This is a genomic window from Opitutus sp. ER46 (genome assembly GCF_003054705.1).
Taxonomy (GTDB): Bacteria; Verrucomicrobiota; Verrucomicrobiia; order Opitutales; family Opitutaceae; genus ER46.
On the sequence record NZ_QAYX01000020.1, the window covers coordinates 349,568 to 372,299 of the forward strand.

16 protein-coding genes are annotated in these 22,732 nt (G+C 68.4%); 8 read left to right on the forward strand and 8 right to left on the reverse strand.

Annotated elements, in window-relative coordinates; translation table 11 throughout:
* The first annotated feature begins 6 nt into the window (after positions 1-6).
* Positions 7-2,787: a glycoside hydrolase family 31 protein gene (locus DB354_RS08160; RefSeq protein WP_107834954.1), complete on the forward strand. Its 2,781-nt coding sequence runs from the start codon at positions 7-9 to the stop codon at positions 2,785-2,787.
* Between the two features lie 118 nt (positions 2,788-2,905).
* On the opposite strand, the gene DB354_RS08165 is transcribed toward DB354_RS08160, so the two are convergent.
* A complete protein-coding gene (locus DB354_RS08165; protein WP_107834955.1) occupies positions 2,906-3,592 on the reverse strand; it encodes a bifunctional 4-hydroxy-2-oxoglutarate aldolase/2-dehydro-3-deoxy-phosphogluconate aldolase in 687 nt (228 codons plus the stop codon).
* A gap of 385 nt (positions 3,593-3,977) precedes the next feature.
* Between DB354_RS08165 and DB354_RS08170 the strand changes: the two genes are divergently transcribed.
* Together DB354_RS08170 and DB354_RS08175 are read left to right on the forward strand one after the other, a co-directional pair.
* Positions 3,978-4,352: an acyl carrier protein gene (locus DB354_RS08170; RefSeq protein ID WP_158277436.1), complete on the forward strand. Its 375-nt coding sequence runs from the start codon at positions 3,978-3,980 to the stop codon at positions 4,350-4,352.
* The gene (locus tag DB354_RS08175) at positions 4,349-5,632 is read left to right on the forward strand and encodes a beta-ketoacyl-[acyl-carrier-protein] synthase family protein (protein WP_107834957.1); all 1,284 of its coding nucleotides are present in this window, start codon (positions 4,349-4,351) and stop codon (positions 5,630-5,632) included. The genes DB354_RS08170 and DB354_RS08175 overlap by 4 nt, the downstream gene beginning before the upstream one ends.
* Positions 5,633-5,646: 14 nt before the next feature.
* On the opposite strand, the gene DB354_RS08180 is transcribed toward DB354_RS08175, so the two are convergent.
* Positions 5,647-6,765: a CDP-alcohol phosphatidyltransferase family protein gene (locus DB354_RS08180; RefSeq protein ID WP_107834958.1), complete on the reverse strand. Its 1,119-nt coding sequence runs from the start codon at positions 6,763-6,765 to the stop codon at positions 5,647-5,649.
* A gap of 18 nt (positions 6,766-6,783) precedes the next feature.
* Positions 6,784-7,686 carry a phosphatase PAP2 family protein gene (locus DB354_RS08185; protein ID WP_158277437.1) on the reverse strand — a complete coding sequence of 301 codons (903 nt, stop codon included), beginning with the start codon at positions 7,684-7,686 and terminating at the stop codon, positions 6,784-6,786.
* Between the two features lie 261 nt (positions 7,687-7,947).
* On the opposite strand from DB354_RS08185, the gene DB354_RS08190 reads away from it, so the two are divergent.
* Positions 7,948-8,751, forward strand: coding sequence for a CDP-alcohol phosphatidyltransferase family protein (locus DB354_RS08190; RefSeq protein WP_158277438.1), 804 nt, complete (start codon positions 7,948-7,950; stop codon positions 8,749-8,751).
* Between the two features lie 51 nt (positions 8,752-8,802).
* On the opposite strand, the gene DB354_RS08195 is transcribed toward DB354_RS08190, so the two are convergent.
* Entirely contained in the window at positions 8,803-9,120 is a 318-nt protein-coding gene (locus tag DB354_RS08195; protein ID WP_146180156.1) for a hypothetical protein, read from the reverse strand.
* Positions 9,121-9,393: 273 nt separating this feature from the next.
* Entirely contained in the window at positions 9,394-10,644 is a 1,251-nt protein-coding gene (locus DB354_RS08200; RefSeq protein ID WP_107834962.1) for an inositol-3-phosphate synthase, read from the reverse strand.
* A 342-nt stretch (positions 10,645-10,986) separates the two neighbouring features.
* On the opposite strand from DB354_RS08200, the gene DB354_RS08205 reads away from it, so the two are divergent.
* Entirely contained in the window at positions 10,987-11,424 is a 438-nt protein-coding gene (locus DB354_RS08205; protein ID WP_107834963.1) for an HU family DNA-binding protein, read from the forward strand.
* Positions 11,425-11,650: 226 nt separating this feature from the next.
* Here DB354_RS08205 and DB354_RS08210 read toward each other — a convergent pair whose 3' ends face one another.
* Positions 11,651-14,416, reverse strand: a complete 2,766-nt coding sequence (locus DB354_RS08210; RefSeq protein WP_233256590.1) for a glycoside hydrolase family 38 C-terminal domain-containing protein — start codon at positions 14,414-14,416, stop codon at positions 11,651-11,653.
* A gap of 558 nt (positions 14,417-14,974) precedes the next feature.
* Between DB354_RS08210 and DB354_RS08220 the strand changes: the two genes are divergently transcribed.
* On the forward strand, positions 14,975-16,369 hold the full coding sequence (locus DB354_RS08220; protein ID WP_107834966.1) for an MBL fold metallo-hydrolase: 1,395 nt from the start codon (positions 14,975-14,977) through the stop codon (positions 16,367-16,369).
* A 51-nt stretch (positions 16,370-16,420) separates the two neighbouring features.
* On the opposite strand, the gene DB354_RS08225 is transcribed toward DB354_RS08220, so the two are convergent.
* Positions 16,421-18,100, reverse strand: a complete 1,680-nt coding sequence (locus tag DB354_RS08225; RefSeq protein WP_158277439.1) for a methyl-accepting chemotaxis protein — start codon at positions 18,098-18,100, stop codon at positions 16,421-16,423.
* A gap of 287 nt (positions 18,101-18,387) precedes the next feature.
* Between DB354_RS08225 and DB354_RS08230 the strand changes: the two genes are divergently transcribed.
* On the forward strand, positions 18,388-19,785 hold the full coding sequence (locus DB354_RS08230; RefSeq protein WP_107834968.1) for a glycoside hydrolase family 88 protein: 1,398 nt from the start codon (positions 18,388-18,390) through the stop codon (positions 19,783-19,785).
* A 16-nt stretch (positions 19,786-19,801) separates the two neighbouring features.
* Positions 19,802-22,012, forward strand: coding sequence for a hypothetical protein (locus tag DB354_RS08235; protein WP_107834969.1), 2,211 nt, complete (start codon positions 19,802-19,804; stop codon positions 22,010-22,012).
* A gap of 126 nt (positions 22,013-22,138) precedes the next feature.
* Here the strand turns inward: DB354_RS08235 and DB354_RS08240 are convergent, their stop codons facing one another.
* Positions 22,139-22,498, reverse strand: coding sequence for a hypothetical protein (locus tag DB354_RS08240; protein ID WP_107834970.1), 360 nt, complete (start codon positions 22,496-22,498; stop codon positions 22,139-22,141).
* Positions 22,499-22,732 lie beyond the last annotated feature (234 nt).

The window sequence follows — 22,732 nt, forward strand, 5'->3', positions numbered from 1 at the left end:
ACCCCCATGATGTCACTCGCCTCCCGCCCGTCGCTTCGGTCGTTGCGCCTGAGCACCGCCGCCCTGCTGTGCATGCTCGGAGCCAGCGTCTGTCTCGGCACCCCCGCGGCCGCTGCCAGCACCGATCTCGCCGCCGCCGACCCCGCGGCGATCGTCGCGACCGGCAACGCGCGGTTTACCGTCCTCACGCCCCAGCTGATCCGGCTCGAGTGGTCGCCCACGCGCGCCTTCGAGGACCGCGCTTCGCTCGCGTTCATCCAGCGGCGGCTCCCGGTGCCGAAGTTCACCGTCACCCGCGACGGCGACGCCACGGTGCTGCGCACCGACGCGTTGACCCTGCGCTACGCGCCGGCGGCCGGCAGTGACGGCCGGTTCGCGGCGGACAACCTCACAATCACCTTCCGCGTCGCCCAGCGCGAAGCCACCTGGCAGCCCGGCCAGCCCGCCACCGGCAACCTGCTCGGCACCACCCGGACGCTCGACGGCGCGCGCGGCGGCAAAACCAAGGAGCCGATTGGTGAAGGCGTGATCTCCCGCGACGGTTGGGTCCTCGTCGACGACTCGACCCGCCCGCTATTTGACTCAGCCGACTTCAGCTTCAAGGCCGGCGAGAAAAGCCCATGGCCGTGGGTGCAGCCGCGGCCCGAGGGCGACCGGCAGGACTGGTACTTCTTCGGCCACGGACACGATTACCGCGCCGCGCTCGCCGACTTCACCCGGGTGGCGGGCAAGATCCCGCTGCCGCCGCGCTTCGCCTTTGGCGCGTGGTGGTCGCGGTATTGGGCGTACAGCGACCAGGAACTCCTCGAGCTCGCCCGCGGCTTCCGCGCCAACGACGTGCCCCTCGACGTGTTCGTGATCGACATGGACTGGCACCTCACCTTCCCGGACCGGGCCGGCGAGAAGGACGCCTCCGGCCATCGCCTCGGCTGGAGCGGCTACAGCTGGAACCGCGCGCTCTTTCCCGAACCGGAGCGGTTCCTGCGTCAGCTGCGCGAGGAGGGGCTCAAGCTCACGCTCAACCTCCACCCCGCGTCCGGTGTCCAGCCGTGGGAGGACGCATACGCGGAGATGGCCCGCGCCATGGGCATCGATCCCGCGACCAAGGCGTATGTGCCCTTTGACCTGACGAACCCGAAGTTCGCCCGGAACTACATGAGCCTCCTGCACCACCCGCTGGAACGGCAGGGCATCGATTTCTGGTGGCTCGACTGGCAGCAAGAGCACCGCACCGCGCTGGCCGGCGTGAATCCGACCTGGTGGCTCAACTACGTGCACTTCACCGACCAGCAGCGGCAGGGGAAACGCCCGCTGCTCTTCCACCGCTGGGGCGGTCTGGGCAACCACCGGTTCCAGATCGGCTTTTCGGGCGACACCATCTCGGTCTGGGAGTCGCTCGCGTATCAGCCCTGGTTCACCGCCACCGCGGCCAACGTCGGCTACGCCTACTGGAGCCATGACATCGGCGGGCACATGCCCGGCAAGGTCGATCCCGAGCTCTACCTGCGCTGGATTCAGTTCGGCGTGTTCAGCCCGATCCTGCGCACGCACACCACGAAGAACGCCGACTCCGAGCGCCGCATCTGGGCGTATCCGGAACCCTATTCCAGCTTGATGCGGCAGGCGTTCCACCTGCGGTATTCGCTGATTCCCTACCTCTACACCGAGGCGCGGCGGACCTACGACGAGGGCGTCGCATTCCTCCGGCCGCTCTATTACGACTGGCCCGAAGCCGACGAAGCCTACGCCGCCAAGGGCGAATACCTCTTTGGCCACCAGCTGCTCGTGGCGCCGGTCACCGCGCCCGTCGACGCCGCCACCGGCCTGGCCGCGCACACCGTCTGGCTCCCGGAGGGCGAGTGGTTCGAGTGGCCCACCGGCCGCCAGTTCCGCGGCCCCGCGCAGGTGGCCCGCGCATTCGGCATCAGCGAGATTCCCGTCTACGCCCGCGCCGGCGCGATCATCCCGCAACAACCGCCCATGCGCCACACCGGCGAGAAGCCGGTCGATCCGCTGATCCTGACGGTCTTCCCGCTCCGCGACGGCCAGGAGAGCACGTATCGACTCTATGAGGACGACGGCCACGCCGAGGACTACCAGCACGGCGTCTGCCGCTGGACCCCCATCACGGCGGCGCAGCGGGGCGACGAGCTGGTCGTGCGCGTCGCGGCCGTCGAGGGCCAGGTACCTGCGCTCCCGCCAAAACGCGCCTACGAACTCCGGCTCCCGGCCGACTGGCCGCCCGTGGCGGTGACCTGCAACGGCCAGCCGCTCGCATTCACCGCCGCCGCCACCGCCGCCGGCTGGCGCTTCGAGGGCAACACGCTTTCGACCATCGTGCGCACGCCCCCGCTCGCCGTGACCGACACGGTGGAGGTACGCGTGGCCCGCGCACCAGGTCAGGCCGCGCGCCGGGCCCGACTCGAGGGCTTTGCCGGGCGGATGACGCGCCTGCGCGCCGCCTACGACGCCCTGCTGAGCGACCATCCCCACCTGTATTCGCCCGACGTCTTGACGGCGGCGATGCAGACGGGACGCCGGCTCGACTTCAACCCGGGTACTGCCGAGGCGGAGATCGCGGGCCTGCCCGCCGCCTGCTCCGCCGCCCACGCGTGGATCAAGGAGCGCGCGGACCAAGCCGCGCGGCCCGACGCCGAACTGCGCGCCTACCTGAAGATCAAGCCGTCGGTTCCATCCGAGGAAGCCGCGGCGCAACTCGCCCGATTCCGCGCGGCGATCACGCTGGCCAAGGCGCAGTTGGATGCGCTGCGCAGCGATCATCCATAGCCCCCACCGCGGGGACGCCCTCGCCCGGCGCCGTGTCCGGGCATGAAAAAGGCGGTAAGCGGGAACGTCCCGCCTACCACCGAAAGCGTACGGCCTGGAGCTTACCGCTTCACGCCGTTCACGACCGACCGAGCTTGGCCTTGATGGCCTTCACACGGGTGATCGTCTCGCGGACCTTGGTTTCGATCCCGGCCCAGTCCTTCGCCGCGAGCAGTTCCTTGGTGATCAGGTTGCTGCCCATGCCCATGGCGGCGACGCCGGCGCTTAGCCAGGCGGTGAGCGACTCCTCGGTCGGCTCGACACCACCCGTCGGCATGATGCGCGTCCAGGGCATCGGCCCCATGACGTTCTTCACGAAGCCGGGACCACCGACTTCCTTGCCGGGGAAGACCTTGACGATCTCACACCCGAGCTCCTGGGCGTCGGACACCTCGGAGGCGCTGCCGCAACCGGGCGCATAGGCGATCATGCGACGGTTGCAGAGCTTGCCGACTTCGGCATTCAGCGAGGGGCCGACCACGAAGTTGGCGCCGCAGTTGATATAGAGCGAGGCGGTGTAGGGCTCGACGATGGAGCCGACGCCGAGGATCAGCGAGGGATCAGCCTTCGCGAAATGGCGCTCGAGTTCCGAGAACACTTCCCAGGCATGGTCGCCACGATTGACGAACTCGACCAGCTTGCAGCCACCGCGGCTGATCGCGCCGACGACATTCTTGGCCGTCTCGAGGTCCGGATGGTAGAAAACCGGGACGACGCTGATGTCGTAGATCGTGTTAAGAACCTGAATGCGGGTGAAACGGGCCATGAGTGTATCCTTGAGTGCAGTTTAGTGGCGCCAGCAGGGTCGCCACGAATGCCGTCGTTCTTCCCCGCCCATCGGGGCATCGCAAGCCCAAAGCCCGGTCACGGCGCCGGACCGACCGACAGGCCAACGAGCACCGGGACCGCATGATTAAGGTGAATGAAGATGCCATCGCCGCCATCACCCGTTCGCTCCAACTCGCCCGCGACCGGCTCCGGATGTACGAGGCGGCCCCCAAGTTGCCGCGGCGGGCAAAGCAGCGGTCGGACCGGCGAACCCCAGAACATTGGCCACTGGACAACACAGTATTCCGCATTTTTATGCGGAACGGCGCGCGGCGATGTAAACGACTTGAAACCCGCCAAAACCCACCCTACCCGTCAACCGCGTGTCGAATTCAGTTACCGACTCAACCCCGTCCGTGCGCCAGATCATGCGTGGCTACCCCGAGGAGACGATCCTCGCCTGCGCAGAGTTCAAGGCGACGCGACGGGACGACTCCTTTGAGCGCGCCTTCGCTGGCATCATAACGCACCACCTGCTGCAACCGCCGGCCCAGCCGGTTTCCGCGATGCCCGGCACCACCCGTCTTGTCGCCGACCTCGGGCTGGATTCGCTGACCATGGTCGAGATGGTGTCCATCTTCGAAGCCATCTTCGGCGTACGCCTTCGGGCCGATGACTTCGCGAGCGTGCGGACCCTCGACGAATTGCGCGCGCTCCTGCGCCGGAAGACCCAGTTGCCAGCGCGCGCCTCGGCATGAGCCTGCCCTCTGCGCCCCGCCGCGTCGTTGTAACCGGCCTGGGGTTCATCACGAGCATCGGCAACGACCGTGCGACCGTCACCCGGCACCTGCGGGAACTGCGCCACGGCCTCGAGCCGTTCGATTTCATCTCCGGTTCCGACCTGCCGGTGAAGGTCGCGGGTACCATCAAGGAATTCGACACCCGATCCGACCATTACTCCGACTGGCGCTGGCCGGCCCGTTACACCTTCACGCGCGACGTCCTGCGCACGCTCCCGCCCCACGGCCTCCACGCCATCTGCGCCACTGACGAGGCGATCGCCGACGCCGGACTCGTGCGCGAGGATCTCGCGCGCGACGACACCGGCCTGTTCACGGCGTCCGCCGGGTCCCCCTTTCTCCAGCACAAGTATCTGGGCACGATGTACGACTCGAAGGGCGACCGGCTCGTGCCGCTCGGCGTCGTCGCAACCATCGCCGGCACCCTGAATTTCAATCTTTCCACGCGCTACGGCATGCGCGGCGCAGTCTGCGGCTTTGTCTCCGCCTGCGCGTCCACGTCACATGCGCTCGGCTACGCCTACGACGAGATTGCGCTCGGCCGGCTGGAACGTGTGATCGTTGTCGGGGGCGAGGACATCACCGCCGATTCCACCTACTCGTTCCACGCGGTGCGCGCCCTTTCGCGCAACCCCGACCCCGCCACGGCATCGCGGCCATTCGACACGGCGCGCGACGGGTTTGTCGGCAGCGGCGGCGGCGCCGCCCTCGTGCTCGAGTCCGCCGAGGCGGCCCAGGCCCGCGGCGCGCGGATTTATGCGGAGCTCGCCGGCTGGGGCCAGTCCGCCGACGGCTACAATATCGCGATCTCCGATCCCGAGGGCCGTGGGCTGGCGCTGGCGATGAAGCGGGCGCTCGCCGCCGCGCGCACCGCGCCGACCGAGGTCGACTACGTCAACGCCCACGCGACGTCGACGGTCGCAGGCGACCGCTCGGAGGCCCGCGCCCTCCGCACGATTTTCAGCGAGGCCGGCGCGACCCCGGCGATCAGCAGCACCAAGGCCCTCACCGGCCACGCGCTGTCGATGGCCGGCGTGATGGAGACCGCGTTCTGCGCGGTTGCCATGGCCGAAGGCTTCATCCCGGGGCAGGCCCACCTCGTGAACCCCGATCCCGATTGCGAGGGTCTCAATATCCCGCGTGAAACCATCGCGCGGGCACCGAACGTGATCGTCAAAAACAGCAGCGGCTTCGGCGGCAGCAACGTGTCCCTCGTGCTCCGGCGCTGGCCGGCCTGAGCAAATCTCCCTCCCTACGCCACCGGCGGCGCCTCCGCCGGCTCGACGGCCGGCATGCCGCGCGCCGCCGGAGCGGCGAGTCGCCCCAGCCCGTTCCAGGGTCGGACGGCCGCCACCGCCAGCCACGCGAGCGCCACGAACTCCCAGTGGCGCGGCGCCAGCCCCTGCCCTTCCGCAAACGCGATCAGCAGCAGGAACAGCAGGGGCGCGCGATGCACCGCGGGCACCGATTCGTGGGCCAGATGGCTCACGATCACGCGGCCGGAATAGGAGGCCATCGCCGACGTGATCGCGATCGCCGCGATCCAGGCGTCGAGCCAGCCTTCCGTGCCCGCCCACGCGATCACGAGCAGAAGGAGGCAGAGCTCGAGCCACCGTGCGCGGGTCGTCGCCAGCCGTGCGCCCCCGAGCAGCGCGCCGCCCAACGTGAACGCCGCGGCAACCGCCAGCAACGCGGTCGAGCGGCTCATGTCCGCGAGCCCCACCGGATCCGAGAGCCAGTTCGCCGCCGCCGGCCAGGCCCACGCCAGCTGATAAATGCCGGCCACCGCCACGCCTTCGACCGGACCGACGCGTCCGAGATAGATTGCGCCCCGCTCCCGCTGTTCGAGCCACGTAGCCACCGTCGCAAAACTCGCGGCCGCCAGCAGCCCCAGCACGGCCGCCGTCGCGTGCGGCCCCCCCGGGCCCATCAACGCCGTCACGCCGATCACGAGCCCGACGTTCCAGGCGTCCAGCGCGTGGTCCAGAAACTCCCCCAGCGCGCAACTCGTGCCTTTCGCCCGCGCCCGCTGCCCGTCGACGTGATCCAGCACGCAGTAAAACCACATCCCGGCCACCCACACCGGCGCGAGCGTCTCGCGCCAGCCGGGGGGCGTGAGCCACGCCGCCGCCGCCGTCACCCACATCACCACCGAACCGAACACGGTCAGGGCGTTGGCCGACACCCCCGCCGGCACCTGCCGGTGCAGCCAGGCCGCCGGGCCGCGGCTGATCCAAGGGACCAGCAGCGAACGGTCATGGCAGCGATACGCATAGGCCGGGGCCGCCGGGCCCGAAGTCGGAACGGGATCCACGCTCCGACGTTGGTTGTTCGCGCCGCGGCCGGCAAGGTTCAAGGCCGACGTCTCCATGCCGCCACGACACTCGCCTCAGACGCCATTCTTCTCCGCGGCGCGCGCCCGCCGCCGCCACCACGCCCCGCCCACCGCGAACCCCAGCGCCACGAGGACCGCGTACGCCACGCCGGCCACGCCATCGACAATGTAATGGTGGTTCAGGTACGCCGAGGCCCAGGTCACCACGAGCCAGTACGCCGTCGCGGGCCCGCGGAGCGCGCGAAAACGCCACGCGTACCAGGCGCCCAGGAAACTCTGCCCCACGTGCAGCGAGGGGATCGCGCCGAAGATGTTGGTGTTGCGCCCGTAGAAGTCCGCGAACCAGGTCACGCCGAACAGCGCATCGAACCGCGCCGCCCCCGCCGCTTCCGGCGCCGCGGCCAGGTTCACCGGACCGAAGCCGTAATGGTCGACGTACCAAGGCGGCGCCGCCGGATAGAGGAGGAACGTCGTGTAGGCCGCCAGGTTCAGCACCATCATCGCCCACATCGCCTCCAGCGCCTCGACGCGCCCCAGCCGGAACCGCCACCACGCCGCCAGGCCGAGGAACACCGGGATGAAGCCGAGGTACGCCACCCCCGCGACCGCATCGAGGACCGGATGCGTGTGGCTCTGCCACCAATGCGCCAGCGTCACCGGTCCGTGTGCGCCCGGCAGGCCAAACCACGCCAGCTCCCACGCGTGCGGCTCGGCCACGTGCACCACCCCGCGCAACGCCTCGGCCCAGTAGCGTTGGGCGTCATACACCACCCCGATCACCAGCAGCGGCACGCAGAATCTGGCCAGCGGACGCAGCCGGCCCGGCGCCAGCCACAGGGCCAGCCCGGCGAGCGCGAGCCAGAGATTGTCCAGGCGCAGGCCGCCCAACAGCGCGTGCAGTCCGAGATACACGCCGGCGCCAAGCGCGCCCACTCCGAAGCGCTTCGCCGCGCTCACGCGCGCGGCCCTCCGACGCCCGTCGCCACGGCCGACCAGTGCCCGCCGCCCCCGCCCGGCACGGCGCCCGCCGGGCGGACACCTGCCGCCTGGGCGCGGCGGCAAGGCATCCGCCGCGCTTCTGGACCTGAAACCGGCTGGGGCAGCACCATGCGCCCAGTCTGTTTGGAGTGAAACCGCGCTGTCGAGTGCCGGCTCGCAAACATGTCGACGGCGCTTCTGCCGCCCGCCTATGCTCCGCGCCAACTTTTCGTCGCTTCCATGCCTTCGTGCGATGCCCTTTGCGGAGCCGCCCTACCCGTCGCGGCCGCCGCGCTCCTGCTCGCCGCCGCCGCCCGCGGTGCACCGGCGGACTACGCGCGCGTGCGGCGCGAAGGCGGCACGTTCTTCCTCCGCGAACGCGTGATGCAGCGCGGGTACGTCTGGATCGACGCCCTGGCGCGCGGCGCGGTCGCCGCCGGCCTGACCGCCAACGCGATCACCTGGCTGTCCTTCGTCCTCGGCGCCGCGGCCGGCATCTGCGCCGGACTGGGCTGGCTCGGCACCGCCGCGTGGGCGCTCGCGTTGAGCGGATTGTGCGACGGCGTCGACGGGGCCGTGGCGCGGCGAACCAGAGCCGCCTCACCCGCGGGCGCGGTGCTCGACTCGGCCCTCGACCGCTACGTCGAATTTTTCTTCATCGCCGGCCTGATCGTCTGGCTGCGTGGACACTGGGCCCACCAACTGGTCGCTGTCACCGCCCTGTTCGGCGGGTTTATGGTCACCTACTCGACCGCGAAGGCCGAGGCGCTCCAAGTCACGCCCCCGCGCGGCTGGATGAAGCGCCCCGAACGCATCGTCTGGCTGGTCGCCGGCTCCGCCTGCGCCGCCGCCGGCACGCTACTCGGCGTGCCCAGCCTGCATATCATCAGCGCCGTCCTCGCACTGATCGCCGTCTTCGCCCACGCCTCCGCATTCCTGCGGCTCCGCGCCCTCACTTTTGCCACCCGGCAGCGCGACCAGATCTCAGACGTCAGATGTCAGACGTCAGGGATCAGAGATCGGGCTCCGACATCCGACGTCTGACTTCTGGCATCCGGCTTCTGGCCTCTGACGTCCGTCTTCAGCCTTCCGCCTTCAGCTTTCAGCCTTCGCTTCCTTCAGTCGGAGCGAGCCGAGAATCGCAGCGAGCGCAGGCTCCTGATCGGTCATCCACTTCGCCGCGGACGTCTCGCTCATTGCGCTCGTCGTGGCGATGAGGCCGCAGATGTACCCACGCTCTTCAAAGACAAACACGCGCGTCACCGAGTGAACGCCGTCAGGCGTGTGGCTGTAGAACAACGCGCCAACGCCTTCGCGGTCCGCGAACGCGTTAGCTGCGACACCGCGTGCCCCCTCGCGCTTCAGCAACGTCTCGGCCATCCATGCCACATTGATCCGGCCGCGCTTCGGCACCTGCAGGAGCGAAAACGAGCCATGCCGTGAATAGGCAAAGAAGCGCGCCGGCACCTCCTTGCTCCCGGGCGCCGGCGCAACGTTCCCGCTCTACTTCCGTTCGCGCCAGCCGTCCGGCAAGGTGAGCGCAAACGTGCCGCGATCGACCGGAATCGCGGCGAACGCGAGCCCGGCGGCAAGCCACCAGAGCATAGTGAGGCGATGACGCATGCCAGAGGGAGAGAGGAATCGCGCCGCCGCGGGCCGGTGCCACGGCAACAGGAGCCGCCCGACCTACAGCCAGGAGCGGAGTTGATCGTGGAGCGTGGCGAGTTCGATGTGGAGCTGGTTGCTGATCGTCTCGCCCGGGCGCGCCGCCGGCGACTTGAAGTACGACGCCAGCCAGGACTGGACGCCGGAGGCCTTCTTGCGCGCGGCGAGATCGGTGAACAGCGCAAGGTCGAGCACGAGCGGCGCCGCCAGGATCGAGTCGCGGCACTCGAAGTTGATCTTCAGCTCCATCTCATAGCCCAGCCAACCGAAGAGCTGGATCGCGTCCCATGCCTCCTTGTTGTCCCCCTTCGGCGGGAAATAGTTGATGTGCACCTGGTGCGTCAGGTCGCCGTACAGCTCCGGGTAACGCTGCGCGTCGAAGATGTCCGACAGCACCCCACCCTTGGTGATTTCCTTGGCGCGGAAGTTGTCCGGCGCATGCAGCACGAGGCCATCGCGGTTGCCGAGGATGTTCGTGCTGTACCAGCCGCGGATGCCAAGCAGGCGCTGCGCGAGGCCCGTGGCCACCACGGTTTTCATGAGCGTCTGGCCGCTCTTGAGATCGGAGCCGCAGATCGGCAGTCCGCGCGCAGTGGCGATCGCCTGCAGCGCCGGGACTTCGGGCACCTGGTTGGGCGTGCAGTTCACGACCGGGCAACCCGCCTCGAGCGCCGCCCAGGCGTAGATCTGCGCGGGAGAAATCGCGGGATCGCTGCGCTTGAGGCCGGCCAGGAAGCTCTCCGGCGTGGCATGCACCGCGGTCTGGCTACGCCAAGCCTCGGTTGAAAGCGTCAGCAGGACGACGCCACGCGCGCATTTCCCGTCCGCGAGAAATCGCCGGATCTCGCCCGCCATCGCCTGGGCGAGTTCGAACTTGGTCTTCTCCGCGCGCACATTCTTCGGCTTGAGGTTGCCGATGTAGGCCGGATCAAACACGCCCGGGCCGACCTTGATCGTCGCGAGGAAATCCTGCGCCAAGGCCAGGTCTGTGGGATTCAACACCGCCGCCGTACGGGCCGCATCGGCGGCATTGGTCTCGAGCAGGTCCACACCGCCGAAAACAATATCCGTCAGCCGAGCCACCGGGAGGGCGTCGCTCACCCGCACGGAAGTGCCGTCCGGCCGTTCGAGAAATCCCATCTGGGTAAAGGATCCAACCGCGGGGCGTACACCACGTCGGATCAATTCCACGCCGGACATCAGGGTTGAAGCGACGGCACCCACGCCGACCGCGAACACCCCGAGCCGCCCATTGCTTGGCTCGGTACTCATGGCGCCATGCAACCGAAATTCGCAGGGGTTTCAACCTTAAGGAATTGCGAAATTTACGAACGAGACATCGCCCCGTGTTCCGCCGTCAACATCGCGGCACGTCCACGCACCCAATCGAGCGTAATTCACGCCTTTCCTAGCCAGGCCCAAGTGGCCTGTGAAGGGGGGTGGAAGTCGACCCGGCCCGGTGACTTTTACACGCCTTCCGGGCGAATCCGAGAGCGGCATGGGACACCTCCCGAGCAACGGGCCGCACCTTTAGAAGTCAGTGGCAGCAAATCGGAAAACAACAACCCGGGGGGACGTTCGTCCGCCACACGGACGCCGACACCCAACACGACCATGACAAACTTAACCAAACGCGAGATCGTGCTGGAAATCTACCGCAAGTCGGGTTTCCCGCAGAAACAGATTGTCGACACGGTACAGCAGACGCTGGACATCATTCAGCACGCGCTTTCGGAAGGCCGGAACGTCGAGTTGCGCAATTTCGGGGTCCTTGAGGTGCAGCTCCGCAAGCAGCGCATCGGCCGCAACCCGAACAAGCCAACCGACACCGTGATCATCCCGCAGCGCGCGATCGTGAAGTTCAAGTCGGGCAAAGTGCTGAAGGAGCAGCTCAAGAACATCGACCTCGCCAGCCTTGAGCGCAGCGGGCGCGTCGAGAAGAGCAGCGGCGACGCCGAGGGTGCGGATGACGGCGAAGCCGTCGAGGACCACCCTCTCCGTCAAAACGTCCAAGCCCCTGCGGCCAAGCCCGAGGGTGGCGGCGCCCGCTAGCGCCGGCTCGCCACCGCACACCTGCATTCGGAATCTGGCAGGACCCGCCGAAGCCGCGCCCGGATATCTGGCCAGCCGCCTTCCCGGATGCCCGCTTCCGGCTCCGATTTCTCGTCTCAGACCTCGGACAATTTCATCCGGCCTCAGACACTGGCTTCTGATCTCCGGCTTCCGGCCTCCGGCTTCTGGCCTCCGTCCTCAGGCTTCCGGCTTCTGGCCTCCGTCCTCAGGCTTCCGGCTTCTGGCCTCCGGCTTCTGGTTCCCGCCGGAATCGCAGCGTCAGAATTTGCTTCGGCTTCAACGTCACTGGGACGCCATTGGCCGTCGCCATCGGGGCGCCAAGCGGGGCGCCATCAAGATCCACGACCAACGCGGTCGCATGGGTCGCCGGGAGGGCGTCGCCCTCGACGCCGAGCGTCGCGATCACCGGCGCGGATGCCGGGTTGTAGATGCGCACCTCCACGTCGTCGCCCACGGGGCACACGCTCGACAGCGCCACCCCCGGCGGCACGGTCAGCAGCGAGCGCTCCACCGCAATCGTCGCCGGGGCACGATGCAGCGGGACATCCTGCGCGGTCAGCGTGGTCGTGCGCAAACCAGCCGCGAGCCGCTGGCCCGCTTCCGCCAGAGCCGCGCCGTCCAACGAACCGGCCTGCGGGAGGATCCAATACGAGAATTCAAGGGGACCCTGCATCTGCCCGTCAGGTTGCCCGTCCGTCAGGAACGTACGCCGCACGGCGCGGAAAAGCGTCAACGCGATCGGCCGTTCGGGCGTATCCAGCACCGCGGTCTCGAACAATCCCGGGGCCACAACCGCCAGTCCCCGCCCGTCGGCCGCCACCGCCGTCCACGACTGCTGCGGCGTCGTTTCGACCGCGAGTTCGCGGGCGAGGTGATTGTCCGCCGGTAGCCCGACGCGCCGTTCGACGACATCGAAAGCGCCATCGGCGAAATAGGTCTGCGCGCCGGCCGCGCCTGTCGGGAAGAGCACGCGCAGCCGGTGATCCTTCACCTGGTTGTCGATCCGCGAGGTAACTTCGACGCGAGCGACGTCGGCCCGCAAGGTCACCAGCGAGTCCACGACCAGCGGCACCCATCGTTCCGCCCGCACGTGGCGCCCGTGATCGAACTCCGCCGGCACGTTCATTGTCATCCGGACACGAAACTGCGCCACGAGCGGCCCGTTTTGCACGAGCGCCACATCGGCGTGCGCACCGGTCGACACGACCCGCTGGTCGTTCACGGCCGGGCCATGGTACCAGCCATCGCCGATGTCGGCGATGTCCTCGAAGGTCAACAGCCGCGAATAGCTCTGCCCGGTGCGCCGATCGGTTACCGTGAGCGAGCCGTTGCTCTCGATCTGCACCGCGAGAAACGCGTTGGCCATTGCGCGCTCGCTCGTCGCGAGACCCGGCGCGACAGGGTGCCGCGTCGGCAGAAACGCCGCCGCGAACGGACCAGCCTTCGGCATCTGCGGCCCCTCCCGCACGGTCAGCGTCGTGTAGCCCAGCCCCGGGACCGTCAGCCGCACCACGATCGTCGCGTCATTCGTCCGGTACGGCTCCGGGAACTTGGTCCGGAACAGGCGCGACTTCGCCCGGCCCGACTCGAGCGCAACCAGCTGGTACGGTAACTCCTCGCCACGGGCGTCGAACACCCGGAACGCCGGCTTCGGCTCGTAGCCCATGAACTCCTGGAAGGTTCCCCATTCGGCCGGGATCGGCAGCACGAGAGTTGCCGGCTCGGCGACGGGACGCGCCGCCGCATTGGCCACGAGGACGCGCAGCTCGCGCTCGCCCGGGGTACCGCCGACCGACGCCGCCAGCGCCTGCAGGGCCTCGGTCGTCTGCGCCTGCGCGATCTGCCGCGCCTGCGCGAACCGGTACTTCATGTCCTCATGCACCTCGTCGATGCTGCAGCCGCAGATGGAGTCATGAGGGTGGTTCTGCAGCAGCCAGCGCCAGGCCGCGTCAAGATACCCCTGCGGCACCGGCGACCCCGTCAGCACCGTCGCGAGCACCGAGAACGGCTCCGCCCAGGCGCAGAGCAGAGTCTGACACTCCGCGTTGGCCTGCTTCAGCCGCACGCGGCTCGAAAGCGTCCCCGGAATCATCCCCTGCGCGTCGGTCGCCGCCGGGTGCATCGCGTTCTGCCGGAGTTCGCCGGTCACCACCTCCGTGCTCGCCTGCGCGAGCGGCGCGGCTTCCTCGAGGTAGGCGTCGAGCGTGCTGTGCACGATCTCGTAGGGGAACTCGGCGCTCACCGGCTGGTTGAAGAGCACCGCGTAATGCTCCGCGTCGTACTCGAGATGATCCGCGCCATCGAAGATCAGGAGCGGCCCCTCCGGCGTGCGCGCCGCCTCCTTCGCCAGGAAGGCCTTCAGATCGGCCAACGCCTGCGCCGGCGTGAACGGGCGCCGGGGCTCGCTCATGTATCGGACGTCGTTCGCGAAGTCGCAGTAGCCGCATCGCCCGAAGCGGTACGCCGGCACCTCCGTGCCGTCCGCCCCGCGCCAGCGCAGCAACGCCTGCCGCCGCGGCTCGAGTCCGCGCCACACCAGCGCGCCCTTGATCCCAAACTGCCGTAGCAATTGCGGCAACTGGCCGATATGGCCAAACAGATCGCAGACAAAGCCGGCGTCCGACGTCCGCCCGCCCACCGCCCGCGCCACGCGCCGGCCCTGGCGGAGGTTGCGAATGAGCGCCTCGCCCGAGACCAGCCATTCGTCGGGCAGCACGTACCAGGGCCCGATCATAAACCGGCCCGCCCGCGCCAGCCGCTCGAGCTGCGTCCGCCGCTCGGGCCGGATCTCGAGGTAATCCTCGATGACAATCGCCTGGCCGTCCGTCGTGAACGGCCCGCGCAGCGCGCCCGACTCCAGGTCATCCAGCACGCGGTCCATCAGCCGGACCAGCCGGCGGCGGTAGTCCTGGAAAGTCTGATACCACTCGCGGTCCCAGTGCGTGCTCAGCACGTAGTGCACCTTGCGCATCCGCGGGGCCGCGGCCGCTCCGCGCGGCGCCGCGGCGCGTCCGTCGGACGGCGCCGCACATTGATTATCCGTTTGGGCGAAAGCATCTGAAGCCATGGCCAATGCGAGGGGGGAAAAAAGGTAAAAAAAGCGGGAGCCAGAGTGGTGAACTCTGGGATCTGACCAAGCAAGGGTGTTCTCCCGCCTCTTACTCCTCCTCTTTCTCTTACTCTTACTCTCGAGGGATTGAGGGATTGAGGGATTGAGGGATTGAGGGATTGAGGGATTGAGGGATTGAGGGCCGCTCCTCGATGTCGTAGCCGTCCTCTCCTCGTTCTCGTTCTCGTTCTCGTTCTCGTTCTCGTTCTCGTTCTCGTCGTCGTCGTTCTCGTCGTCGTCGTTCTCGTCGTCGTCGTTCTCGTCGATGTCGCATCGTCCCGGCCCGGCGCACGGCGGCGCCGGCTCTGAGAGAACGAGAACGAGAAAGAGAACGAGAAAGATTCCCTGGCGATCCGGGGTTGCTTCGCGCCAAGCGGGCGGTGCACACTCCGCGGCATTCCGCGTTCGGCGCGGGCTCCTATGAAAATCACGCTTCTTGGTGCTGCCGGTGGCGAAGTCACAGGCTCCTGCTATCTCGTCGAAACCCTGCGCTCGCGCGTACTGATCGACTGCGGCCAGTTCCAAGGCGGGCCGCAGGCCGACGCGCTCAATCATGGCGCGCTGCCCGACGTGGGTTCGCTGTCGGCGGTGCTGCTCACGCACGCCCACCTCGACCACACCGGCCGGCTGCCGCTGCTCGCCAAGGCCGGCTACAAGGGCCCGGTGTTCACGACGCCGGCGAGCGTCGACATGACCGGCTTGATCCTGCGCGACGCCGCCCGGATCCAGACCCAGGACGCCGAACGCCAGAACCGGATTCGCGAGCGCGCCGGCGAGTCGCCGTTCGTGCCTATGTTCTCCGGCGCCGATGCGGAGCAGATCATCAGCCAGCTCCGGCCCGTGCCTTACCGCGAGCCCGTCAGCATCGCGCCGGGCGTCCAGGCGTGCTTCGTCGAAGCCGGCCACATGCTCGGCTCCGCGAGCATCCAACTGCTCGTCGACGACGGCAAGGGCGCGCGCCGCACGATCGTGTTCTCCGGCGACCTCGGCCCGAAGAGCGCGCCCATTCTCAAGGAGTTTGAGCCGTTCACCAGCGCCGACGCCGTGTTCATGGAGTCGACCTACGGCAACCGCGACCACCAGCCGTTTGCCGAGACGGTGCAGGAGTTCGTCCAGATCATCACCGAAGCGATCCAGAGTGGCGGCAAGGTTCTCGTGCCGACCTTCGCCGTTGGCCGCGCGCAGCTCCTCACCGGCCTGCTCGCCTGGGCCTTCCGCGAGAAGAAGCTGAAACCGTTCCCGGTCTTTCTCGACAGCCCGATGGCCATCGAGGCCTCCGCCATCTACCAGCGCCACCCCGAACTCTACGACGAGGAGACCGTCGCCTTCCTCAAGGCCCGACCGATCGGACTCGACCTGAAGACGCTGCACATGACCGCCTCCCCGGCCGAGTCCCGCGCCATCAACGGCGTGCCCGGCCCGTGCATGATTCTCGCCGGCTCCGGCATGTGCACCGCCGGTCGCATCCTGCATCACCTGCGGCACAACCTCTGGAGCCCACAGGCGCACGTGATCATCGTGGGCTATCAGGGTCACGGCACGCTCGGCCGCCAGTTGGTCGACGGCGCCACCAAGGTCACCATCTTCGGCGAAACCATCGCGGTCCGCGCCAAGGTCCACACCCTCGGCGGCTTCAGCGCCCACGCGGGCCAGGCCGATCTGCTGGCCTGGTTCGACGCCCTCGCGGCCTCGAAGCCGCGCGTCTGCCTCACCCACGGTGAACCCGACGCCCGGAACGTCCTCCGCGACGTGATCGCGCAGCGCCACGGCATCACGCCGCACCTGCCCGCGATCGGCGAAACGATCGAGCTCTAGCCGCGCATCACCGGCCGCCGGCGGCGTAACGGACCCGGCCCGTTGGGCAGCTCAGTGAAACGTGATCGCGTTCGGATCGGTCGGAGCGCGGCGCCGCTCGGTCGGCGGCAGCTTGGCGGGTTTCGCCGCCACTCGCGCCAGCCTGGCCGCCCCCGCGACCGGGGCCAGCGCCCGCGGCTTCTCCGGGTGCGAGGCCACCGCGGCCTTCTCGCCGTCGACGAGCGTCGCCAGCTGAACGACCGTCACCTCGAGCGCCCGCGCCTGGCCGCTGACCTCCTCGGCGGCACTGGCGCTTTCTTCCGCGCCGGCCGCGTTCGACTGCGTCGTCTGGTTCATCTGCTCCACCGCCCCGCTCACCTGGGAGATTGCCGTGCCCTGCTCCTTCGACGCGGCGGCCACCTCGGCGGCCAGTTGGTCCACGTGGCGGGTCTTCTCGGCGATCGTCTTGAGCTCGGTGGCCACGCGGCGGTTAAGCTCGACGCCCCGCGCGCTGGTCACGATCGCCGTCTCGATCTTGCCCGCCGTGTCCTTGGCTGCCTGGGCACTGCGTTGCGCCAGCGCCCGCACCTCCTCGGCCACGACGGCGAACCCCGCGCCCGCCTCGCCCGCGCGGGCGGCTTCCACCGCCGCATTCAGCGCCAGCAGGTTCGTCTGAAAGGCAATCTCGTCGATCGTCTTGGTGATCTTCGCGATCTCGTCGCTCGAGGCTTTGATCGCCTGCATCGCGTCGTTGACCGCCGCCATGTCGCGCTCGCCTTCCTCGACGGCCACGCGCGCCGCGGCACCGGACTCCTTCATCTGCGTGATCCGCTCCGCATTGCTGTCCATGCCGCCCTGAATCTCGTGAATCGCCGCGCTGGTCTCCTCGAGCGCCGCCGCCTGTTCCGTGGAGTTCTGCGCCAGCGTCTGGCTGGTCTGTGACACATGGGCCGAAGCGGAGGAGAGTTCGTCCGAGCTCTTGCGCAACTCCTCGATCGCCCGGCGGATCGCCCGGCTGACCGAGCCGCTCACCACCAGCGAAGCGCCGACGACGACGGCCGTGAGCACGAGCAGGGCGATGACCACATAGCCAAGATTACGCCGCTGTTGCGCGGCGACCGAAGCCGCGACCTGCGCCTGCTGCGCCGCGACGTCGTCGATATAGATCCCGGTGCCGAGCACAAAGTCAGTGCCGGGAATCCGCTGCGCGTAGCTGAGCTTCGGCTGCACGCCCGCGCCCGGCTTGTCGAAAACGTATTCGACAAACGCGCCTCCCTGCCGGCCCGCCTCGACCAGTCCCGCCACGAAGCGCACGCCGTTCGGGTCCGTCGCGTCTATGAAGTTCTTGCCGTTCCCGCTCTTGTTCGTCGGCACGTTGATCCGGGTGCCGGTCAGGTCGTAGGCGAAAAAGTAGCCCGACTTGTCCCCAAAGAACCGGATGGGATCGGTCTCCGCGATGATCGCGGCGATCTGCTCCTCCCGGGTCTTCAGCGTCGCCAGCCGCGGCGCCAACGAGGCGATCATCACCTCGGTCGTCCACTTTAGCTTCTCCCGGTGTCCCTGCATCATCTGCTCCCCGATGTGGCCGCTGATCCCCTGAACCAGCCGCCCTTGGAACATCAAGGTCACGACCTGCAAGAGCACGAGCGCGACGAGAAAGATCAGGGGGAAGACGAGCAGCCGTCGACGAATGCTGACGGACCGACGCGGACGCTGGGCGGTGGGATGGGAGGACAGTGTGGCTGGGGACATTACCCCCGGTACATCGGCGCGTGTGTGCTCGCTATCCGCTAAGTAATTGCTGCACCCGTTTCGGACCGTCCGCGCCGGGGGCCCTGACACCTTGCCGCCCCCTCGGCCACGCTTCACGGTCAGTCCGACTCCATCACGGATGTCCGTGGCGCCATGAGATTTGGCTCTGCCCGCGTCGTCCCCGCCGGCCCCCCCTGGTCGACGACGCGCTCTCCGTTCCACTCGCCCATCCGCTCCCCGCCAACAGACTCGGTGGCGCCTCCTCCGCGCCCCCAACATTCTTCCTCATGCTCCTCCCCAGCCGTTGTCTCCCGTTGCTCGCGCTTCTGCCCCTCCTTGCCGGGGCCGCGTTCGCCACCGAGCAGACCGATTACCGCCAGCGCGTCGACCAACCGGATGGCGCCGTCCCGCAGTACGTGGTGCCGTATGAGGTACCGAAGCCGGCGGAGGTACGCGCCGTCGTCGACCGCATCAACGGCTATGTCCTGCGGCAGTCCAGCTTTCGGGTCTTCGACCAGGCGACCGGCGAGGAGATCACCCGGCCCGACCTCGGCAACCTGAACCCCAACGCGGTCATCGACGGCCGCTTTGCCGCCATGAACCGCTGGGATTACCCCAATGGCGTGATCATCAGCGCGCTGCACCGAATGGAGGAAATCACCGGCGACCGCCGGTATCTGGAGTATCCGGATCGATTCTACGACTTCGTGTTCACGTGGATGCCGTACTTGCGGGCACGGGAGGAGAAGACCGGTCAGCGGCATGAGTTCTCGAAGATGGTCAAGATGGCCGCGCTCGATCACTGCGGCGCAATCACCGCCGGCCTCATTCGCACGCACCTCAAGCACCCCGACCCGCGCTACGCGGAGTGGATCAGCGTGGTCGACGCCTACATCTCGCACGGCCAGTTCCGACTGCCCGACGGCACCCTCGCCCGCGAACGACCGCAGGCGGTGTCGCTCTGGACCGATGATTTCTACATGGGCATCTCGTTTCTCGCCCAGCGCGGCCGCATGACCGGTGACACGAGATACTGGCACGACGCCGTGCGCCAGGTCACGCAGGCCTCCGCCCGCCTGTTCAATCCACAAAACGGACTCTATGACCACGGCTGGAGCGAGAACACCGACGGCTACGACCCCCGCTTCTACTGGGGCCGCGCCAACGGCTGGGCCGCGCTCGCGATGACCGAACTGCTCGCCGAGTTGCCCAAGGACTTCCCCAACCGCGACCGCGTGTTGCACTATTACCGCCAGCACCTGCGCCATCTCGTCGAGCTGCAGGACGGATCCGGGCTTTGGCACAACCTCCTCGATCACAGCGAGACGTACCTCGAGACTTCCGCGAGCGCGATGTTCGTTTATGCGATCGCCCGGGGAGTAAACGAAGGCTGGTTGAGCCCGATCTACGGACCCGCCGCGCTGACCGGCTGGAACGGCCTCGCCACCCGCGTCCTGCCCGACGGCCGCGTCGACGGCATCTGCGAAGGCACCACCTACGCCAACGACAGCACGTACTACTTCTTCCGCGGCGCCGGCCCCAACACGACGTTTATCGGGCCCGTGATCTACGCCGGCGCAGAAATCATCCGATTGGTGCAGAATCCCTCCCTGAAGATCGAGGCCGCCAAGCCGGGCGCCGTGAACAGCGCCATTCACTTCAAGCCGCAGGCACCCACCCAATAGTCCGCAGCCCGCCGCCATGCGCTTCTACGTTACCCTGCCCCGCCCCGCCGCCACCATCCGCCTCGCCGGCCTGCTGGCCATCCTCGCCCTGCTGCCGCTGCGCAGTCCCGCGGCGTCGACGTCCCCTCTTGCGCCGGGCGGCGCTGCCCCCGGATCAGACACGGCGACCGCGGCCGCGCGCCGCGGTCCGTTCGCCACGATGTTCTGGACCTGGCAGGACAAGGAGATCGAGAACCCCGACGTCCTGCTGGCCGAGTTGCGCGACCTGAAGGGCGCCGGCTTCGACGGGCTTTTCGTCATGCCGCGCGCGACCCGGTACCAGCTTTTCGATCCGGAGATGACCGCGGCAGTGAAAGTCGCGAGCGAGGCCTGCCGGCGTGAGGGCATCGCCTTCATCTGGGGCCCCGATCCACGCTTCGGCGCCCACCATGTCGTCACGCAAACCGGCTACGGCGCCGAGGTCCTCCTCACCGGTCGCGATTTCATGGCGAAGACTGCCCCGGCCGGCAGCGCGGACCCGGAGCGCGCGCTCCTCAATGAGGCCCGCGTCGATGCGCAGGGACGCTTCTCGCTGCGCTACAACTATCCCGCGCGCCGCGACACCCACATGCTCACCGAGGTCAGCCTGTGGTTCGACCCGGTCGGCGTCGATCGGGTCTTCGCGTACCAGCGGCAGGACGGCCGCGTCCGCGCCGCCTCGGTGCGCGACGTCACCGCGCAACACCGCTTCTTCATCAACCGCGCGCTCAACTACGTCGAAGTGTTCGGCCGCCTCGACTTGCCGCCCGGCGAGTGGTGGGTCGTCGCGTTTCCGCGATTCCGCACGAACATGTTCGCCTTCGACTCCCCGGAGCACGAGCGGCTCATGCTCGGGTTGCTGGACCACTATCATGCCGAGGGCATCCGCTTTGACGGGTTGTGGTGGGACGAGCCCGGCTACTACCTGCAGTTCGGCCAGTACGTGATCAGCGAGCGGATCTACCGGGATTTCGCGGCCAAGTACGGCTATGACCTGCGCGCCAACCTGGCCGCCCTGCTGCTACCGCTCAACAACGACCGGCACCTGCGCGTGCGACAGGACTATTTCCAGCTCGTGATGGACTACGTCTTCGGCGCGGAGCAGCGCGCGTGGCGGCACGGGGAGAAGCTCTTCGGCCCGCTGCGAATGGGCATCCACCACAACTGGCACAGCCTCCCCGACAATCTCTACCACGGCTCCGCCGACTATTGGCGCGGGGTCGACAGCGTTGACGCCGGTTACACCGATGACAGCGGCTTCGAGGGCTACTTCACCGGCAGCCTGGAGCGGAAGCTCGAGCAGGTTTCCTACCTCGTGCAGGCGGCCAGCCTCGGGCGGTTCTCGCGGAGCAAGCAGGCGTTCTACAACCGCTGGGGCGTCAACTACGGCCCCGAGGTGCCCGCCTACTTCAACGACCTGATGCCGCTGTTCTCCAACCAGTGGCTGCAGCATTCGTATGGTTCCACCGGCGCCATCGGCGGCGGCCGAAACTTCGGCCCGGGCTTCCCGGACCACGTCACGTGGCCTCTCCTGCCGGGCTGGATCGAGAAGACCCGCCGCGTCCACGCGATCACCGGCTACCGACTGCCCGTCGCCGAGGTCGCCGTCGTGTATCCGCTCTCCACGTTCGCCACCGGGCGCGAGCCCGCCAACGACGGCTTGATCAACCGCGTGAACCGCCTCGTCGGGGCGATGCCCGCCGCCGGCGTCCAGGCGGACGCGATCTCCGAGGATTTCTTCGCCGACGCCACGTTCCGCGCCGGTCGGCTGATCGTCCGCGGCCAGGCTTACCAGGCCGTGTTGCTGCCGGGAGCGAGCGTCGTGACAGCGCGCTGCCTCGCCATGATCGAACGTCTCCAGGCCGCGGGTTTCCCGCTTCATTTCATCGACACGGTGCCGCAGCGCACGGTGGACGGGCGCGCTCTCCAGCTCGCCGCCAAGCCGGCCTTCGCAATTGGCGACGCGGCGGCGCTGATCACGTCGGTCGCCGCGCTCGGCCTTCCCTCGCCCGTCACCCAGCTGCCCGGCGCGTACGTCACGGCCATTCGTGGCGACGGCGCCACGATGTTCGTCCTCGTGATGCCGATCACGCCAGGTGAGACCGTGAGCGGCGAACTGCGGTGCGAGGGCCGCGCGGTCCCGGTGCCGCCGACGAAGGAGCTCGCGATCTTCGAGGTCGGCCCCGCCGGCGTGCAGCGTCGGCTCTAGCCTCGCGCGCGGCGCGACCGCCGCCGAGGCCCGGCTGCAACGCCCGACGCGGGCCTCGGCGCCGCACGCTCGTGAGCATAAGAATCTGTACGACGCCGGGGAGCGGAGGCGACGGGCAGGCCGGCATCAACTCGTCGGATACCCGAGCCGCGCCAGCGCCGCGCGCACTTCGGCGGGCCGCGCTGCGCGCGACTTGAACTGCAGGATTTCGGGCAGTCCGGGGAGGTCGTGATGCAGGCGCACGGCGGCGAAGAGCCACGGATAAAAGCCGCCGCGGCCCACCTTGCGCACGTGCGCGCGCGGCAAGCGGAAGGTTCCGCGCGTGCCACTGAGCACCAGTTCGTCGGGCGTGGCCGTCAGGACCGCCAGCGGCGTGGTCCCGTAGGTCGCGCCGACGTCATCGGCCATGTGGCCGACCCAGCGGCAGGTGGCGTGGGAGATCTCCTGGGCGGAGGCGATGTCGGAGGAATTTTCGAGCGAAGGCATGATCGGCAAGGCGACGCCCGGCGATGCCGCATCCTCCCGGAACCGGGGGTTGGAGGCATCATGCGCGAGCGGCGCAAGGTGTTGCTGGAACAGCGGCCCGACTGTTCCGGATGCCTCCGAGGCCGTCTGGCCCCGAACCCGCTGGCAACAAGGCAGCACGGCGCGCCCCGCGCAAGCCCGCGGATCGCAGACCGCTTTCGCTGACGAAAATGTCAGCCGGGAACCATGGCGCGC

What these genes read in the sequence shown, in the direction of transcription:
- DB354_RS08160 (WP_107834954.1), top strand. Translation starts at nt 7, where the DNA reads ATGATGTCACTCGCCTCCCGCCCGTCGCTTCGGTCGTTGCGCCTGAGC.
- DB354_RS08165 (WP_107834955.1), bottom strand. Translation starts at nt 3,592, where the DNA reads ATGGCCCGTTTCACCCGCATTCAGGTTCTTAACACGATCTACGACATC.
- DB354_RS08175 (WP_107834957.1), top strand. Translation starts at nt 4,349, where the DNA reads ATGAGCCTGCCCTCTGCGCCCCGCCGCGTCGTTGTAACCGGCCTGGGG.
- DB354_RS08180 (WP_107834958.1), bottom strand. Translation starts at nt 6,765, where the DNA reads ATGGAGACGTCGGCCTTGAACCTTGCCGGCCGCGGCGCGAACAACCAA.
- DB354_RS08190 (WP_158277438.1), top strand. Translation starts at nt 7,948, where the DNA reads ATGCCTTCGTGCGATGCCCTTTGCGGAGCCGCCCTACCCGTCGCGGCC.
- DB354_RS08200 (WP_107834962.1), bottom strand. Translation starts at nt 10,644, where the DNA reads ATGAGTACCGAGCCAAGCAATGGGCGGCTCGGGGTGTTCGCGGTCGGC.
- DB354_RS08205 (WP_107834963.1), top strand. Translation starts at nt 10,987, where the DNA reads ATGACAAACTTAACCAAACGCGAGATCGTGCTGGAAATCTACCGCAAG.
- DB354_RS08210 (WP_233256590.1), bottom strand. Translation starts at nt 14,416, where the DNA reads ATGCGCAAGGTGCACTACGTGCTGAGCACGCACTGGGACCGCGAGTGG.
- DB354_RS08220 (WP_107834966.1), top strand. Translation starts at nt 14,975, where the DNA reads ATGAAAATCACGCTTCTTGGTGCTGCCGGTGGCGAAGTCACAGGCTCC.
- DB354_RS08225 (WP_158277439.1), bottom strand. Translation starts at nt 18,100, where the DNA reads ATGTCCCCAGCCACACTGTCCTCCCATCCCACCGCCCAGCGTCCGCGT.
- DB354_RS08230 (WP_107834968.1), top strand. Translation starts at nt 18,388, where the DNA reads ATGCTCCTCCCCAGCCGTTGTCTCCCGTTGCTCGCGCTTCTGCCCCTC.
- DB354_RS08235 (WP_107834969.1), top strand. Translation starts at nt 19,802, where the DNA reads ATGCGCTTCTACGTTACCCTGCCCCGCCCCGCCGCCACCATCCGCCTC.
- DB354_RS08240 (WP_107834970.1), bottom strand. Translation starts at nt 22,498, where the DNA reads ATGCCTTCGCTCGAAAATTCCTCCGACATCGCCTCCGCCCAGGAGATC.